This is a genomic window from Psychrobacter sp. UBA3068, from assembly GCF_002366815.1.
GTDB classification, from domain to species: Bacteria; Pseudomonadota; Gammaproteobacteria; order Pseudomonadales; family Moraxellaceae; genus Psychrobacter; species Psychrobacter namhaensis.
The window spans coordinates 62,526-81,483 of the sequence record NZ_DFBY01000007.1; the positions used below are offsets into that span (position 1 = coordinate 62,526).

Sequence of the window (18,958 nt, forward strand, 5' to 3'; positions counted from 1 at the left end):
AAAATAAATAAGGATGATTTTGAATACCATTCAAAAAGACATACAAAAAAACAGTCAACAAGGTGCTCATATGAGTGTCGATCAGGCAAGTAGTGCTGCAAGTGTGGCAATGAGTAGGGCTAGTGAATCCAGTCACCACAGCGCAGACTCTGCGTTGTGGTGGCTTGACTTTTTTACGATGAAAGGTCGTAAAGCCGAAAACCAAGACAGTCTACTGATCACGACCTGCCTGCCGTATCATTTTTTGGCTTCAACATCGACCAAATCGGACGACTTAAACAAAGGCGAATCAGTTAAAAGTATAGCAATGCCTCCAGCGCCACTGTTGGTGCTGATGGCAGATGGGGTCAGTGCTTGCCAGTTTCCCAAACAGGCAAGCCAGCTGGTCGTCAATACGGTCGCGGAAAAAATAACGTTAGCACTATCAAAGTTGCCGCACGTACAACAGCCGTCACGAGATCCACCTCAAATCACGCCTTTGGATGATGATTACATTGCGAGCATCATTAGGACGGCGGTAAATAAAGCCAATGATATGTTGTATTTTCCACAAGCGTACCAGCGGGTGCCGCCTTTGTTGTCTACGCTGTCAGGGTTATTATGCATTGGTGATCGTATCCATCTGTTTCATACAGGCGATTCTCGTATTTACCGTGTTGGGTTAGACGGTCTGACGGTTCTTAGTGAAGACCACCGCATTCATCGGGGGGAAGAAAAAGGGGCGCTGTCGGCGGCTATCGGCGCAGACAGTCAGTTGGACTTGCAACAATCGGTGTTTACGCTGCATCAAAACGAGTGCTTGGCAATAATGACGGATGGAATTTATGAGCACATCGATGAGGTTGAGTTAGCGTTTGAGCTGAGTACGGCGGCGACAAACATGTGTCAGGCGCTGTCGGCCACGCACAGCTTGCCAGCAGGATTTCATGCCAGTCAGACTTTGTGTGAGCACGCTTTTACAGAAGGCAGTCATGACAACCTAAGTATGATTATGCTAAGTATGAATGCGATGCCAAAACCATCCAATTTAACAGAGAATTCTGGCGCTCGTTTTGAGTGTGATGGCGCTCATCTTGAGCATAATACCAGCGCGACCCACGATACTCCTCGCTATCAGCTGCCGCCAGCTTTAGAAATAGGGGATAGCATTGATGGTTTTACCGTGCTGAGCATCATTGCGCGCACTGCCCGCAGTCACGTGTATTGGGTACAAGATAAAGACTGTAATGACTTTGTGCTGAAGTCGCCGAGCCTTGATACCATAGCGGATGGTCATTATTTGCGTGATTTTTTACAAGAGCGCAAAATTGGCCTGAGCTTGTCAAAGCACCGGCGCGCGGGCGAATCTGCTTATAATCAAGCTGACCCCAATCGCTTGCAAGCGATGGATTCAAACAAAGCCCACGCTCATGGAATGGGTTCTGGGCTGAACGTCTCAGGACTACTGCGTTACTATCCAGTACCCGCCAGCACCACCTATCTATATCACCTAACTGAGTATATCGAAGGCGAGAGTTTACGTGACTTCATTGAACGAAATGCCCCATGCGATGTTTGGCAGACCTATGATTTGCTGACCAAAATAGGTATGGCGGCGCGAGTGATGCACCGCAATTATCTCTTGCACCAAGATATCAAGCCCGAAAACGTGCTGTTGACCAAATCAGGCGCGGTGAAACTGATTGACTTTGGCTCTGCCAGCTCATCAATCTTAAAAGACAGTACACGTCCTCCCAAGGGCGATCTGCACTACGCTGCACCAGAGTACTACAGTGATGCACCAAAAGGGGTGCACTCTGATCTGTTCTCAATCGCTGTGATTGGTTATGAGCTATTGACAGGACAGCTGCCGTTTGGTTCGCAAGAGTTGATGAATCCGAAGCAGACCTTAGTCATGCCAACGCAGCCACTGCGACAGCAAAACATACCGCCTGTTAGCCAACAAGCGCTTATACGGGCGCTACATCCTAATACCAATGTTCGTTATCAAGCCATTGGTGAGTTTTTACAAGATTTCAACCCTGATAACCGCGCACGCAGCCGCGACCCTGAGCCGCTTATTAAACGCAATCCTTTACTGGTGTGGCATGGCATTTGCTTCGTACAGACTGCCATCATTGTCTTGTTGCTATGGGTACATCTGTCATAGGTTGCCCATTTTCAAAGACATGTCATCACTTGTTTAACGCTGCACTATGCTGCTAAGGAACTTCGTTTTATGTTGCTCCATACATCAAAAAATGCCGCCAAATCTGCGATTGATACAGATTCCCCTGACATACCTATCCATCAAGTTGTAACCGACCATACTTGTGAATGTAGTAATGATAAATATGGTAATGATAAATATAGCGCTGACGAATACAGCACTGATGCTCACAAAACCAACTGTTGCCACGATAAAATGGGTAGCGAGGGTGTTATCATCATCGGTGCGGGTATGGCAGGTAGCCGTTTCGCCATTGAGCTTGCACGGGTACAGCAGCAAAGTATACAAGCGAAAAATGAGCGCTTAGACAACCTGCATTTAAAAAGCCCTGACATACCACTACCCATTACTCTGATTGGTAAAGAACCACAAGTAGGCTACAACCGCATTATGTTGTCGCCTGTACTCTCAGGAGATGCAGCGTTTGAGGACACCTATTTATACGATAAAGCGGATTACGAGGCGCTGGGTATCACCGTCTTGGCTGGGTTGAGTGTCGATACGATTGATACTGAGCAGCAGTCTATTGAGCTTGACAATGGACAAGTGCTCCGTTATGCCAAACTGGTCATTGCCACTGGTTCAACTGCCCGCGTTATTCCATTTCCCAATCATACGGCAAAAGGCGTTCATGTGTTTCGAGACGTGGCTGATGTCACAGCTTTGATTGAGTATGCTCGTCAAGGCAAAACAGGATTGGTGATTGGCGGCGGCGTACTAGGGTTAGAAGCCGCCTGTGCAATGGCCATGCAAGGGGCAAGCATGACCGTCATTCACGTGGATGACTATGTGCTCAATCGCCAGCTGGATTTGCCAGCCGCCCAGCTTTTACAAGCTGAGTTAAGTCGCCGCGGTGTTGGTCTTGAGGTATCTGCAAAGACAGAAGCCATCGCCATCAATGATAGGGACGAGGTGTGCGGGTTGGTCTTAGAGTCTGGCCGTATCTTACCGGCTGATTTTATCGTGATGGCAGTGGGCGTGATACCCAATACCTCCTTGGCCAAAGACAGCGGGCTTGATGTCAATCGCGGTATTGTCGTTGATAACTGCATGCACACCAGCTGTCCTCATGTGTATGCGATTGGTGAGTGTGTCGAGCTAGATGGGGAGCTGTTCGGCATGATCGCCCCGGTAAATCAGCAAGTTGATACGCTCGTCACGGTTTTAAAAGAAGCGGTAATATCAAGCTCCGTCATAGCAGCAGATAATACCAAATCCTTACAAACGCACTGGAAACCCTTCGTCAGTAAACCCTTGTCATTAAAATTAAAAGTATCTGGCGTGGCAGCCTATTCGGCCGGTCAAATTGCCTTTGACGATGGCGACGCTGAGACCATCGAAACCCTCGTCTATCGCCAGCCTACCTTAAACCATTATCACTGTCTCTACCTGAAAAATAATCGGCTCGTTGGCGCCGTACTCTATGGTGATGTCAATGATGGCAGTTTCTACAGTCAGCTTATTACGGATAACGTCGATGTATCGGGCATAAAAGATCATTTAATCTTTGGTAGCGCTTATTGTGATTTAGACGTACTGGCTATGAGCAATGTCAGCACTGATAGCACAAGTGACGACGTAGACATGACTGAATTAGTGGAGGAGGCGTCATGAGTGACATGGCTATTCATAAAATCTCAGCGACCAATACAATCACAGATGCCAGTCATACCAAGCAAACGGCTGCGTCAAGTCATTTGGCTCACCCCGCTAAAACAGCGATGAGCCAGACGATAGCGACTCATACCATCAGCACTGCTGAAGATGTCCATGAAGCATCATCGCTGACCCCAGCTGATGGCGCGAGCAAAATGATACGTACCACTTGTCCTTATTGCGGCGTCGGTTGCGGTGTCCTAGCGAGTGTTAATGATAGGGGAGTAATCAGTGTCAAAGGAGACCCCGAGCATCCTGCTAACTTTGGCAAATTATGCTCAAAAGGCAGCGCGCTTGTCCAGACGCTTGGCACCGAGCGCCGATTGATTCAGCCTTACTATCAAAACAAGCGGGCATCCATGCAGCAACAGCAGCCTCTGCCATTGAATATCGCTTCTCACTTGAATCCTATCAAAACGTCTGATAGGCAGCCACTTATTGAGAACACCGATTGGGACACTGTGTTAGGGGATATTGCTAAGCGTTTAAATGATACGATCGATAAGTATGGGCGCGACAGTATTATGTTTTATGTCTCAGGCCAGCTATTGACTGAAGACTATTATGTTGCCAATAAATTCATCAAAGGCTTTATCGGTAACAATAATATCGACTCCAATTCTCGGCTGTGTATGTCATCAGCGGTAGCGGGACATAAGCGCGCGTTTGGTGCAGATCTGGTGCCGGGTAATTATGAGGATTTTGAAACCTGTGACTTATTGGTACTGGTTGGCTCAAACATGGCATGGTGTCACCCCATCCTGTTTGGGCGTTTCTTGACGGCCAAAAAATTGAACCCAAATAAAAAACTGATCGTGATTGATCCGCGGCGTACGGACGCTTGTGAGTTTGCCGATTTGCATTTGCCCATTGCGGCTGGTACTGACACGCATTTATATAATGGTTTATTGCGTTATCTTGAGCAGCACGGTTGCCAAGACAAGCAATATACTAGGCAATGTGTGGGTGTTGATGAGGCTTTGTATGCAGCCAAAATGTGGACGATTGACAAGGTGGCGAGCGCCTGTCAAGTGTCACCCGATAGTGTCCGTCAGTTTTATGAGTGGATTGCTGCCAATGACAAGACCGTGACTGCATTTAGTATGGGGGTGAATCAATCCAAAAGTGGCACAGACAAGGTCAATGCCATTATCAACACCCACCTATTTACGGGGCGCGTGGGTCAAGTAGGGGCGAGCCCATTTTCATTGACTGGTCAGCCCAATGCGATGGGCGGGCGAGAAGTTGGCGCGCTTGCCAATTTATTGGCGGCCCATTTGGACTTAGACAATAGGGAGCATCGTCAGCTGGTGGTGGATTTTTGGGCGTCCCCTCAGTCTATCGCTGCAAATGTTGGTGTCAAAGCTTGCGATGCTGCCGATGCAATTTTGGATGGGCGCATCAAGGCCATTTGGATTATGGCAACCAATCCTGTGGTGAGTTTGCCAGAGGCGGACAGATTTCGCCAAGCGCTTGCTGAATGCGACTTGGTAATCGTGTCGGACTGCTCAGTAGACAGTGATACGGTAAAATGTGCTGATATTGTCCTGCCGGCCCAAGGTTGGAGCGAAAAATCAGGCACGGTGACCAATTCTGAACGGCGCATCTCGCGTCAGCGATCTTTACTGCCTGCGACAGGTATGGCAAAGCCTGACTGGTGGATACTGTCGCAAGTCGCCAAGCGTATGGGCTTTTCAGGGTTTGATTATCAGCACCCCAGCGAGATATTTAATGAGCACGTGGCATTGACAGCCTATGGCAATGATAAAAATCAAACTGTCTCAACCAAAAACCAGCCGCGTTATCTCAATCTTGCCAAAGACCTGTCTGTTTTGATGGCAGAGGCAACGCATAGCAATCACTCTATCCACCATCGGCGCATGCCAAACGCGCTTAGCAATGAAGACTACGACATGATGCGGCCATTTCAGTGGGGCGGCGCGCGTATTTCAATGACTGAGGCGGCAAATGAGCGGTCAGATGATTTATTAGGTGATATGACTATTCAGACGGCCTCTTGCATCAAAGCACAGCTGATAGCCATCACGCCTGCTGATAATGCCAGTGTGCCCAATCGGCACCGACACAAGCAAAGACACAAACGGCGATACAACAATATATCGTCAAAACTGAATGCGCCAACCCTTGATTTGCGTCTCATCACAGGTAGATTGCGCGATCAATGGCATACCATGACTCGAACGGGCCTCGCCCCGCAGTTAAATCAACACCAGTCAAAGCCAGTGCTGACGCTACATCCTGATGATGCCGCGCAGCTTGGTGTGGAAACTGATGATTTTGTACAACTGCATCGTCAGTATGAAGAAGGTGTGATAGCTGAGCAAGAGGCAAGTCAGGTGCTGGTACAAGTGGCAATGAGCGATGTGATGCGAGTTGGTGATGCATTTATGTCGATGCACTGGAGCAATGCTTTTGCCAGCTTTGCCCGTATGGGTACGCTTATTCCAACGGTCGTTGATCCGCACTCAGGACAGCCCGAGCTTAAAAATTCAGCCATCCGTCTTACCGCAGTGCCCATGCACACGTTTGGTAAGATTTTGGTGCATCCTGACTGGCAAGACACCGTTATAGTGCAATTGCGTACGATCTTGGACAATTTTGAGAAAAAGAGGGTGCAAGAAGATGTATTCGAAAAAAAGAGTCACACAGGGACAAATGCTGCTTTGGCAAACCAATTGCCCGCCCTTACTTGGAACTTAAGCCGTCAAATGAATAGTGTACTGATTAATTTTGCCAGCCCAAATATCAGTGTGAGTCATACTTTAAACACCTCTGACTTTTGGCAGCAGCTTGCAGAAGCGATACAACCTTTAGGGCAGTTGGCATCACAAACGCACACGACCAATACGGCGTTCACCGTCAGTAAACAGCGTGATCAATTGCGCTTCATTATGACCCAGTCCATTCGTGCAGCGGTAAACAGCAGCGTGTCAGCCAGCACTGATCATACAGACAATAGCGCAATAGAGGGTGAGGGGGCTAATGAGAAACTCATCATGGCTGTCTATCTTGCACCAACGCCCAAGGCCTTACCCAGTGTCCAATGGCTCGATAGCTGCTTTGCCGATGCCAATCAAATGCCTGTCAATCAGCGTTATAAATGGTTACTGGCTGGCCGTCCTGCCAGTGGCTATGTCGATCCTGGGCCACTCGTCTGTTCGTGCATGTCCGTTGGCGAAAACCGTATTATTGAGGCGATCACTAAGCAGGGCTGTACCAGTGCGACAGCTGTTGGAGAGCAGTGCCGAGCGGGTACCAATTGTGGCTCTTGTGTCGGTCAGATTAATGACTTAATCACAAAATATACTCAATTAGAGTCAGCTTAATGGCTTGGTGGCATGTCGCTTGCAACGGATAATGTGCGACTAAAAATTGGCTGAGCCTGAGTAGAAGTTTACTAAATCGCCTTATTTTTAGTACGCTACTTTACTGTACTTATACTGTCATCAGGAGCGACCATCATGCCCAATTCACCTGCCTTTATTGCAAACAGCGCACCCTACGGTTTAACGAGTCAAAAGTGCATGGAGAGCGGGGTGCAAGATACCCAATTGAGTCAGAAACAAGGCGCGGTCTATCTGGTAGGCGCAGGATCTGGTGACCCTGAATTGTTGACGCTAAAAGCGCTGAGGGTGATGCAGCGCGCAGATGTGGTGCTGTACGACAGTTTGGTCTCTGAAGATATTTTGGACATGTGTGCGCTGACTGCCGAAAAGATATTCGTCGGTAAACGTCGTGCCAATCATGCGCTACCACAAGAGGGAATCAATGAGCTGCTCGTCAAGCACGCCCTTGCTAATAAAACAGTGGTTAGACTAAAAGGCGGTGATCCTTTTATTTTTGGACGGGGCGGTGAAGAGATCCAAGAGGTAGTACGGTATGGTATTTTTTTTGAATCTATTCCTGGTATCACTGCAGCCAGTGCCGCGGCGAGTCGCGCGGGTATCCCATTGACACACCGCGATCACGCCCAATCGGTGCAGTTTGTCACAGCTTGTAAAAAACTGGGCGCACCCAATGAGAACTATAGTGAATTACTGGACAGTACTCAGACGGTCGTTTTTTATATGGGATTGCATCGTTTGGATGAGATGACAAAAGGGTTGATAGAGGCAGGGCGAGACGGTGCGACGCCGTTTGCGATCATCAGTCACGCAAGCCTACCCACGCAGCAAGTACTCATCGGCACGTTAAAGGATATCGCCGAGCAGCAAGCATCCGCCAGCCTGCCCACACCAGCACTGCTGATTATGGGCGATGTGGTCAATTTGTATGGTGAGTTTGCAAACTATAACCTTGCGTCACTTAGTCAAACCTTGGAAGTCAGTTGTGTGTAAGCAGGATATCAGACAGGCTCATAAGTAGCCTCAGTCTTTGCGCCAATATACCTTAATAACGGAATCACTACGCTCTAATCCTAGCCTTTGTTGAATCAGCCCTCGAAGTGCTTTTGCTGTACCCGCCTCTAAAGCGCCCCAAACTGTATCAATTTGTATGGGGTGGTTAGTCAGATAGTTGGCCAATGTGTGGTCAATTAAGGCAGCCAACTCTTTTCCTGAGTTGACCTTACCTGTCACCAAAGACAACAGCATAAAGCTGTTGTCTATCTGACACTCAGCACTTTGTCTGGTCTTGTCACCGTTTTTTTTATCAGTGCCTATTTTAACTGCATCAAAGTACGCTTGATCGGCTAGCTCTTGGGTAACACAAAGCACCAAAGGCGGTAGAGGATTGTCCCAAAGCTCCAGTAAGCGTGCCACGGTGGGCATCGAGGTTTCATCAGCAATCAGTAACGTTTGTCCATCCTGCAAATGGGCCGTTTTTTCAGGGAACTCACGTTTACTCATGACGGTATCGCCTACTTGTAATGAGCGTGCCCAATGACCACCGGGCGTATCCCCATGCAAAAAAACATCAACCCATGCGCGTACGCCATCTGACGTCTGCCATGCTTTTCTTAATGTGTAATAGCAATGAGCACGCGTAGGCGAGGCCTTATCGTCAACGTTTTGTGAAGCGCTGGCATTATGCGCCAAATCAAACAAGTACGCATAACCTGCTTCATCAACAGGGACAGAGTTTTTGTTGGAGACATCCAACGTAGACCCCGTCAATTCAAGACGCAGCATATTTGGACTGACCTTATAGCTGTCCTGTACTAAAAAAGTCTGTTTGGTCAGTTTGATGGTTTTTTTGCCGAGTTTTTTATCCGCTTGTTGTTTGAGCAAAATATATTGCGTATTTAAGTCACTAAACTGGGTGATGGGCGCTGTAAAGGCTATAAAAAATGTCGGGTTGTGTGCCTGAGCAGACGTTTTTTTTGTGCCTTTATATTGTATTTGTAAAGCGATTGCCTCGGCATAGATATCAACCAGCTGTACGCTTGCCTCATCCATGTCTTCTGACGACAGAGAAGTAAAAGCGGTCAAAAACCCGAGCAATTCATCGTAATGCTCTTCATTGATGTGAGTGATGGCGCTGGCAAGTTCAGGAAAGTTTAAGGGGGTATAGGCGTTTGCTTGGGCATAAGAAGTGGGATTAGCAGAGGAGGTAGAATGGGTCATTTATATACTCACGAACAATAGTGGAGGAAGATAAAAAATATATTAAGTTAATGATAATTGTTTTTATTATCATTTACGAGTAAAATCAATTTTTATTGGCTTTTTTAGACAAATATCACGACTTTAATGAACGACGGGTAACTATATGTTATGTGCAGATCAACTGACCATCAGCCGCCAAGGCAACACGTTACTAGACAATGTGAGCTGTGAGATGGATACCAATGAGCTGGTCGCCTTAGTGGGGCATAACGGCTCAGGCAAATCCACTTTGATTAAAGCGTTGGCAGGTGAGATGACAATTAATGGTGGCAGTATCCGCTTAGATGAGCGCCACATTAGCGACTACAGCAGTAAGGAGCTGGCCAAGCAAATGGCCTATCTACCGCAGCAATTGCCGGATGCGGCTGGATTTACGGTGCGCGAGCTGGTCATGCTAGGACGATATCCACACCAAAAATGGCTACAAAAGCCCAACCAAATTGACAAGGATAAAGTTGCACAAGCGATGCGTATTACTCAAGTAGAGGCGTTCGCTGACCGTACGACTACCACGCTGTCAGGCGGTGAGCGAGCACGAGTTTGGCTTGCCATGTGTCTGGCGCAAGACACCCGTTATCTATTGCTCGATGAACCATTAGCAGCACTGGATATGCATTATCAATTAGAAGTGATTCAGCTTATTCGTCGTTTGGTCGATGAGCAGGGCTTGTGTGTGATTATTATTGTGCATGATATTAATCTGGCCGCGCAGTATGCGGATCGAATTATCGCCCTAAAAAACGGCCGAGTTTGTCACAAGGGTGATATCAAAAGCACCATGCAGCCCAACATACTGCGCAGTATCTTTAATGTGGATATGCAGCTGCTCCGTCATCCTATAACGGGACAACCTGTCGCCATCGCTTGATGTCTGATTTATCTTCTTTTTTTATTCATTGATTCTTCTTACTCGCCTAAAAAGATAGACCCTTATGTTTTCTGTTCTGTACAAATACAAATTCTCCCGTCTGATAATCAAACCTTCAGTATCTGATTGTTTCAACTCTGTGCTGCTTAAGCGAAAGGGGTGGGCTGTCATCACAGCATTGGTATTCACCACTGCCCTTACTGCGTGTCAGCAACCAACAACGGGACAAAAAGATGCTCGGGTAGATCAGCCTGATAACGTTAAAATCAATATTGCTTCTCCTGATTGGGGCAATGCGGCGACGTTGACGGCCATGGGCTATCCTCCGATTGCGACAGGCGATATCAGAGTGTGGGACAGATGGGTCGGCACGCCTAAACTGCCAACTTCGACGGTTGATGTCGGTATCCGTTATCAGCCCAATGCCGAGTTAATCGCTCAGCTGCCAGTAGATATGGTCGTGGATAACTTTTTTTATGAGCATGCTCGCAGTCTTTATGGTGACGTCCCCGCAGAGTCGATTATGTTTGCCGCTAAAGGGGAGAGTGCGACTTGGGCGGATTATACTGAGCCAACTCGCCAGCTGGGCAAGCTGATCGATGAGCCTAAACTGGCTGAAGACTATGTTATCAAAAGCCATAAAGATATCAATCTTGCTGGTGCGCGCCTGCAACAGCGCTATCCAAACATCAAGAAATTCGCCGTCGTACAGTTTGCGGATGCTAATAATATGCGTATGTATGTTGCTAATAGTTTGTTCCAGCCCGCGCTTTCACAGATGCAAAAAGAGCTTGTGGTACTGGGCCTAGGCAATAGTTATGGCTTCGTTCCGATACGAATGGGCGATTTGGCGCAGTTAGATGAAGATGTTTGCTTATTAATTATAGATCCCCTTAGTCCAATCACTAGGGCTGAGATTAAAGACAGTTTGGTGTGGCAACGCTTAAGCTATGGGAATCAGCGTTGTATGGGCGAGCTGCCACCCGTATGGATTTATGGCGGCATGTCATCATTGGTAGGGTTGGCACATAACTTATCCACTGTTGAATTAAAAGGCGGAGCTGCGTCATGAACACCCACATTGACAATCACCCTCAACACCTTAATGCCAATAATACTAATAATATTGCCAATCCTATGACGTCACTTTCCACTTCTCAGTCGGTTGAATTATCAAAGCAGTCCCCAAAAACAAGACAACAATCATCCGGCCCCCCGCCAACTCCGCCGCAACCACAAAACGTCTCCTCGTTCATTAATTCTTGGCGACTGTGGGCTATGGTTATCACCCTCATCCTGTTGTCATTATGGAGCAGTTGGGCATTGATCGCTCAGGAGTGGACGCGCCCAATAAGCGAGTTATTCCTTCCAAGCTCGCAGTTGGATATCGCCAGTATGGCAACACAGCTACATCTAGTGGCGACCAGTATCGTGGCGCTGCTGGCAGGAGGGCTGCTTGGGGTGGTCAGTATCTTGCTACAGCAACTGGTCAAAAACCCGCTCGCTTCAGACACCACCTTGGGTGTCGGCGTAGGAGCACAATTGGCGATGTTGATCGTGTCGCTGTTTTTGCCAAGCTTGGCGATTTATGGTGGTGTTTATGTCGCCTTTGTCGGGGCAATTATCAGTATGGGGTTGGTTTTTGCTTTATCGGCACCCAGTCGATTTAACCCGTTGATTTTAATATTGGCAGGCTTGGTGGTAAATATTTTGCTCGCTGCCGTCGCCAACGTATTGGTGTTATTTTTTGCTGAACGTAGTAACGGGATGTTGTCGTGGGCCGCGGGTTTTTTGGCGCAAAACAGCTGGTCTACCAGTTTGATGCTTGCGATTACCACGATTGCGATGACGGCTGTGTGCTTGCCTTTATTGAAGCCACTGACCTTGATGAGTTTGGATGACATGCAAGCCAAGCGTTTGGGGGTGCCGATTAACGGTATACGTGCCACCGTGGTACTTATTGTGGCTATCGTGACGGCTTTGGTGGTCAGTGAAGTCGGTCTGATAGGCTTTATTGGTCTTGGTGCTGCAAGCTTAGTCAATGCCCTTGGTGTCTCTTCAATCAGCAAGCGTTTGGTCGCTGCTTTTGGCCTAGGTGCCCTGCTGTTATGGCTAACCAGCAACGTGGCGTTATTACTTGAGCCGATACTGAGTATGCAAATTCCTGCAGGGGCTATGACGGGTATTCTTGGGGCACCACTCATTATTTGGCTGATTTTACGTCAGCGACGTGAGCGTATAGAGACAGTGATTCCAACGCTGACGGGTAAGAACACGCCTGTCGCATATTGGCGCTGGGGTCTTGGCGTGGTCGTGATGATCGTACTGGCTTGCCTTTTTGTGCAGGATGTCAACGGCTGGGGTGTGAGTACGGACTGGGCAATCACCGAGCAGTATCGACTACCACGCAGCTTGAGTGCGGCGGCAACGGGTCTGATGCTAGCTGTGGCAGGTGTGTTATTACAAACACTCACGCGTAATCCGATGGCAAGTCCAGAAGTATTGGGGGTCAGCTCGGGGGCAGCGCTTGGGGTTATTTTAGGGTTTTTATTGCTACCAAGTTTAGGGTTTTCCGCCGGCGCAGGTACTTTGCTGATGTCAGGATTGTCTGGTGCGATAGCCGTATTGCTATTGATTATTTGGCTGGCACGCAGGGTAAGCTCAGGCTATCTGTTATTGGTTGGTATCGGTATTGCTGCCATGATGGATGGAGTGATGCACATGGTCAAGCTGTCTGGTGATCCGCGCCTAGAGGCGATGCTCAGCTGGTTATCAGGGACGACTTATAGCGCTCAGCCTAGTACGGTATGGTATCTCATCGGCATTGCGCTTGTCTTATTTGCCTTAAGCTTATTATTCATCAAACCCTTACGGGTCCTTGGTTTGGGTACGGGCGTCGCTCGCACGCTAGGGGTGGCCGTAACCCCAGTGACGATAGCGCTATTAGCACTAGTGGCAGCGCTTAGTACAGCCAGTACGCTTGCGGTAGGACCGCTCAGTTTTATTGGTTTGATGGTGCCACATTTGGCGACCTCCCTTGGTGCGGTAAGACTTGAGCGACAACTGCCTTTGGCGGCACTATTGGGCGCAGGGGTGATGGTATTGGCAGATTGGATAGGGCGTTATGTCATCTTTCCATATGAGCTGCCTGCTGGCACAGTTGCTGCCATCATTGGCGGTGCTTATTTCTTATGGCTGATTCGGAAAGTACCGATTGCTGTCAGTCGATAGCTTCTGATATTAAAGAGACAGGCGAATAATTCATATTCATGGGTTTATGCTCATGAATATTTTTGTTCGCGTTCTAGTAAGCATGAATACAGCTTCATTTTGTATAAATCCTCAAGCCAATCATTTAAAAATGAATAAAGTGGGTTGACAGAAGAGTCAAGGTCATCAATAATATGTTTCACAAATGATAATGATTATCACTTTTATTATCATTTACTATTTTTATTGAGTTTGTAGTGGATTTACACTACGTTTTTTAAATGATGCCGACTGTCTTTGCAACGACCACACCAATAACTGTGTGTTCAATGATGTCCATAAGCAGTCTGCAAACAGTAAAACTTGTAGTCGAGTTTTAGTGCATAAAACGAATAAGGTTCGATGCTATGTCTACGTCTTTTCTAAAAGAAAAAAATAATAACAAACGCTATTTACATCGCCAAGCTCAGTTTGAATCTAAGGTGCGCAGTTATCCTCGCAAATTGCCTTTTGCGATCCAATCAGCCACAGGCGCTTGGATTACTGATGTGGAAGGCAATAAATACATAGATTGTCTATCAGGAGCAGGGACGCTGGCACTTGGACACAATCATCCTGTGGTCACTGAGAGTATCAAACAGCTTTTGGACAGCAATCTACCAATGCACACCTTAGACATTACCACGCCATTAAAAGACAAATTTAGTGAATTCATGTACACGCTCTTAGCGACCGAGAAAGACGAGTATTGCTTACAGTTTTGTGGACCAACGGGCGCTGATGCTGTAGAAGCAGCGCTTAAATTGGCAAAACAAGTCACTGGTCGCTCAGGCGTTGTCAGCTTTAGCGGTGGCTATCATGGTATGACGCATGGCGCGCTCGCTGTCACTGGTAATTTGGCACCCAAGCAAGGCATCGAAGGCCTGATGAGCCCGGTGCAATTTTTACCATACCCCAACGCGTATCGCTGCGCTTTTGGTTTGTCTTCTGAGCAAAGCGTTAGCGCTCATATATCTTATTTTGAAAACTTTTTAAAAGATGTAGAGAGCGGCGTGGTCAAACCCGCGGCCGTTATTTTAGAAGTGATTCAGGGTGAAGGCGGGGTCAATCCAGCACCGATTGAGTGGCTCAAGCAGGTGCGACGGGTGACCAAAGAACTGGATATCTTATTGATTATTGATGAAGTGCAAACAGGGTTTTGCCGTACAGGGCGCTGGTTTGCGTATCAATATGCAGGCATCGATCCCGATATGATTGTCATGTCAAAAGCCATTGGCGGTGGTTTACCACTGGCAGTACTTGGTATCAAAAAACAATACGATGCTTGGCAAGCGGGCAACCATTCTGGCACTTTCCGTGGCAACCAGCTAGCAATGGCAACAGGACTTGCGACCCTCGAATATCTAAAAGACCATGATATGGCGTCTTATGCGGCTGAGATGGGCGCTTGGTTTATGGCAGAGCTAAACGGCTTACAAAAACGCTATCCTAGAATTGGTCATGTCAGAGGTCGAGGTCTGATGATCGGCATGGAGATTATAGATCCAGATCTTCCCAGACAAAGCGATGGTAGTTATCCTGCCGATAGTGCAGCGGCGGCGAGCATTCAACAGGCATGTTTTAGACACGGTTTGGTCATCGAAAAAGGAGGACGCGGCGGTACTGTGCTGCGTCTCTTACCACCGCTTAACGTGACCAAAGACGAGCTACACCAAGTATTAGATAAGCTTGAGCGGGCGCTACAAGAGAACCAATAGCGCTCAGTGGCACACCGTCATACCTGTATGACTGTTTCGAGAAAAACGTATAACAACCATCGCCTCTCTCATTTTAATAGAGACGCAAGATAAACTGGTGAGGATACTTTGCATTTATTAAACGAGCAAACCAGTGAGCAATACCTCACGCAGATGCACAAAACGGGCGCCATTATTAAAGAGTGGCTTAATGACAATAATGTGTATTCAGGCGGCACACCGCAGCAAGTACAAGCGGCGACCTCAATCAATATCCAGTCACAAGGACGAGATATCGAGGCCATATTGGCGGACATACAAGACAAATTTTTGCCCAACTGTGTGTCTACAGCACACCGTCATTGCCTAGCGCATTTGCACCCGCCGACCTTGGTGGTTGGCCAAATTGCTGAGATGATTATTGCCGCAACCAATCAAAGCATGGATTCTTGGAATCAAAGCCCTGCCGCCACTTATATCGAAAAAGATTTGGTTGAGTGGTTGTGTCAGCTGTGCCAATTTGAAACCAATGATGATGTTCAAATACACACCCAAACAGACGCTCCGGTTGATAACCAAGCGAGACACAAGGCAGGTGGCGTGTTTACCAGTGGTGGTACCCAAAGCAATCTAATGGGACTGCTGTTGGCACGCAATAAATTCTATACCGCTAAAGGGGTTGATGTACATAAAGAGGGCATGCTGGGTCAGCCGCGTGGCATCATTCTTTGCTCAGATCAAGCGCACTTTTCTATCGAAAAAAATGCAGCATTATTAGGGCTTGGCGTTCGGTGCGTTGAAAAGGTAAAGAGTGATGTGAGTGGCGCGATGCTTATGTCTCATCTACAGCAAAAAATAGAGGAGACAGGCGCGGATAATGTGATGGCAGTGATCGCTACGGCTGGCACCACAGATTTGGGCGCGATTGATCCTTTAATAGACATTGCCAATATATGTCGTGACCAAAAAATATGGCTACATATAGATGCAGCATGGGGCGGGGCGTTACTTCTATCTCAGCGTTATCGACACCTTATTGAGGGTATCCAAGCAGCGGATTCCATTACATTGGATTTTCACAAGCATTTCTTTTTACCGATCAGCTGCGGTGCTTTTTTATTACGGGATCAACAAGACTTTGAGAGCATTCGTCATCATAGTGAGTATCTCAATTCCTCCGATGATGAAAAAGACAACATCCCAAATCTGGTCACGTATTCTCTCCAAACCACGCGTCGGTTCGACGCTTTAAAGCTTTGGATGGCGCTTGATTTATTAGGGACGGATGATTATGGCGCTTTGATTGACGCCTGTCTTAGGACAGCGAGACAAGCGGCAAAGCTGATTGAAAACCATGCAGATTTTGTGTTGGTGCATCAGCCGATTATTAGCAGTGTCTTATTTTATTTTAAGCCAAAAAATACCGCATTGTCAGACAAGCAGCTGTCGCAATTAAATCGCCAAATTGCGCAGGACTTGTTAATTAATAATATTGCCAACGTGGCCACCACGCAGTTTGAGCAGTGCCTTTGCCTAAAATTCACTATTTTAAATCCTAATACGCAAGCCTGTGACATCGACAATATTATAGAACAGATGACTATCACTGGTTTTGATCGACTCCAAAATTATGAGGGACAACACTATGATGCACCATAAAACGCTTGATCGTTTGACACTACAAAACTTAGTGAACGCCTACAGTTATGAGACAGGTCGCGGCAAGATCGTACCCGTAGAGCAGCAGGATGGGCAATACAAACAAATCTCACAAGATAAGCCTCTTTTGGTATTAAACCTTGCCCCGCATGACACCATTATGGCGGTGCCCGTGGATAGAGTCAGCCAATTGGGTCAGCACCGTTTTGCGGATACACCTTCTGTATTCAATGCAGCTTCGTTAAAAACACCTTCGACAAATGATACGCAGTCAGAACCCCAATGGCTAAAGCCTTCTGCTATGAGCCTTGCGTCTTTTATTATCGAAGACATCGTGCATCAGCACAAAGATGACGTAAAACTGGACGGTAATGGCGTGCTCAAACGCTGGCTTGAGAGTTACGAAGGATTGCAAATTATTTTAGAGCATCGCAGTGATAAGATGGATGACATTGTCGATGACACACAAGATTTTATTCAAACTGAGCAAAGTCTGATTTATGGACATGCCATGCATCCAACGCCCAAAGGACGCGCAGGTTTTTATGGTGCTGAATGGGCAAAGTATGCCCCCGAAACCAATAGTAAAACACAGCTGAACTATTGGCTGGTGCATCCTAATTTTATTGTCGAAGAGTTCGTCGATGGCGATAGTATTACCGCTGAGCTAAAGACCAAGTTGCTCGCGGATATGAGCGATTATCAACGACAGCTTATTGCCAAGTATCCTACCCATAAGCTATTGCCATTGCATCCTTGGCAAGCGACGTTTTTGCAGCAACAAGCATGGTATCAGGCGTTAACTGAAAAAGGTCAGCTCTTTGATTTGGGCGCACTTGGGTGGCATTTGCATCCGACAACCTCGGTACGTACACTTGCGGCATTTGAGGCACCTTGGATGTTCAAACTGTCGCTGTCGGTAGCGATTACCAATTCGGTGCGTATCAATTTGCCAAAAGAGTGTAAGCGCGGTATGCATGCTTGTCGAATATGGCGTAGCGACTACGGTGAGCAGTTGGGCGCTGAATATCCCACGATTGCGGTATTAAATGATCCTGCTTGGATTGCGTTGTCTATAGACGGCAAAATTATCGATGAGACCATTTGTATCTTGCGTGATAATCCTTTTACCCAGTCCATGCAAGTCACCAATCTTGCAAGCTTGAGTCAAGATCATCCCACTCGTCTCACCAATCGCTTTGCCACTTTATTCCAGTCTATCCATGAGCGTACCGGTAAGCAGTTGGACGAGATTGCGACCGAATGGTTTGATACTTATCTAAAAGTCGGTTTTGTACCGCTCATCCATATGTACTACAAGCATGGGCTTGCGTTTGAGGTGCATCAACAAAACAGTCTGATAGAGCTAAAAGATGGCTATCCTGCGAAGTTTTGGGCGAGGGACAATCAAAGCTTTGGCTATATTGCTGAATACGCCAAGCCGCTTATCGATGCGTATCCTGAGCTCATCAGTGAAGCAGAGTGTGTTATTCCAGAAGATTTTGCTGACTCGCGTATTGCTTATTATTTAGTGGGTAATACGATCTTTGGTCTCATCACCGCGATTGCTCGTACTCAGATTGTCAGTGAAGTCACTTTATTGGCAACGTTTCGAGATTGCTTAGAGACGCTAGACAGTCAGTATCCGCACCGCTCTTTAATCGATCTATTGCTGCGTAGTCCGACATTGCCATTCAAAGGCAATTTGCTGACTAGACTTTATGCGTTGGATGAGCTAACGGCGCCTGTTGAAACTCAGTCTATCTATGTTGATATTTCCAATCCTATGAGCGCTTAGGGTAAGTATGGTCAATATTCAATGAAACAGGTACAAGTCATTATCCTGCAGAACTGATAACTATTTCCTTACTTGCTGCATCGACGATGACAGAGGTTTTGGAACCTTTATGCCAGTTCTGCTGACAGGCTTTTATAGTGACCTGACGATAGCTCGATATAAATCAATATGTGAATAAGTGCTATAAAGCAATAA

General features: G+C 47.2%; 11 protein-coding genes. 10 read left to right on the forward strand and 1 reads right to left on the reverse strand.

The window, feature by feature from the left end:
* Positions 1–19: 19 nt before the first annotated feature.
* From B2P60_RS01240 to cobA, 4 genes are all read left to right on the forward strand, one after another.
* Positions 20–2,149: a protein kinase domain-containing protein gene (locus B2P60_RS01240; RefSeq protein ID WP_349678341.1), complete on the forward strand. Its 2,130-nt coding sequence runs from the start codon at positions 20–22 to the stop codon at positions 2,147–2,149.
* A gap of 69 nt (positions 2,150–2,218) precedes the next feature.
* Positions 2,219–3,823 (forward strand): NAD(P)/FAD-dependent oxidoreductase, encoded by a 1,605-nt coding sequence (locus B2P60_RS01245; RefSeq protein WP_226949381.1) that lies wholly within the window; start codon positions 2,219–2,221, stop codon positions 3,821–3,823.
* Positions 3,820–7,212 carry a molybdopterin-dependent oxidoreductase gene (locus B2P60_RS01250; protein WP_414706612.1) on the forward strand — a complete coding sequence of 1,131 codons (3,393 nt, stop codon included), beginning with the start codon at positions 3,820–3,822 and terminating at the stop codon, positions 7,210–7,212. Before B2P60_RS01245 ends, B2P60_RS01250 begins: the two co-directional genes overlap by 4 nt.
* Positions 7,213–7,347: 135 nt before the next feature.
* A complete protein-coding gene (cobA, locus tag B2P60_RS01255) occupies positions 7,348–8,223 on the forward strand; it encodes a uroporphyrinogen-III C-methyltransferase (RefSeq protein WP_286738963.1) in 876 nt (291 codons plus the stop codon).
* Positions 8,224–8,253: 30 nt separating this feature from the next.
* Here cobA and B2P60_RS01260 read toward each other — a convergent pair whose 3' ends face one another.
* Entirely contained in the window at positions 8,254–9,450 is a 1,197-nt protein-coding gene (locus tag B2P60_RS01260; RefSeq protein WP_198333538.1) for a siderophore-interacting protein, read from the reverse strand.
* Between the two features lie 145 nt (positions 9,451–9,595).
* Here B2P60_RS01260 and B2P60_RS01265 point away from each other — a divergent pair, with 145 nt between their 5' ends.
* From B2P60_RS01265 to B2P60_RS01290, 6 genes are all read left to right on the forward strand, one after another.
* Positions 9,596–10,360, forward strand: a complete 765-nt coding sequence (locus B2P60_RS01265; protein ID WP_198333539.1) for an ABC transporter ATP-binding protein — start codon at positions 9,596–9,598, stop codon at positions 10,358–10,360.
* 64 nt (positions 10,361–10,424) lie between these two features.
* On the forward strand, positions 10,425–11,432 hold the full coding sequence (locus B2P60_RS01270; protein ID WP_286738964.1) for an ABC transporter substrate-binding protein: 1,008 nt from the start codon (positions 10,425–10,427) through the stop codon (positions 11,430–11,432).
* Positions 11,429–13,591: a Fe(3+)-hydroxamate ABC transporter permease FhuB gene (fhuB, locus tag B2P60_RS01275; RefSeq protein ID WP_286738965.1), complete on the forward strand. Its 2,163-nt coding sequence runs from the start codon at positions 11,429–11,431 to the stop codon at positions 13,589–13,591. The genes B2P60_RS01270 and fhuB overlap by 4 nt, the downstream gene beginning before the upstream one ends.
* A gap of 386 nt (positions 13,592–13,977) precedes the next feature.
* A complete protein-coding gene (locus B2P60_RS01280; protein WP_286738966.1) occupies positions 13,978–15,327 on the forward strand; it encodes a diaminobutyrate--2-oxoglutarate transaminase family protein in 1,350 nt (449 codons plus the stop codon).
* A 108-nt stretch (positions 15,328–15,435) separates the two neighbouring features.
* Positions 15,436–16,965, forward strand: coding sequence for a pyridoxal phosphate-dependent decarboxylase family protein (locus B2P60_RS01285; protein ID WP_286738967.1), 1,530 nt, complete (start codon positions 15,436–15,438; stop codon positions 16,963–16,965).
* On the forward strand, positions 16,952–18,763 hold the full coding sequence (locus B2P60_RS01290; RefSeq protein ID WP_286738968.1) for an IucA/IucC family protein: 1,812 nt from the start codon (positions 16,952–16,954) through the stop codon (positions 18,761–18,763). Before B2P60_RS01285 ends, B2P60_RS01290 begins: the two co-directional genes overlap by 14 nt.
* The last annotated feature ends 195 nt before the right edge of the window (positions 18,764–18,958 follow it).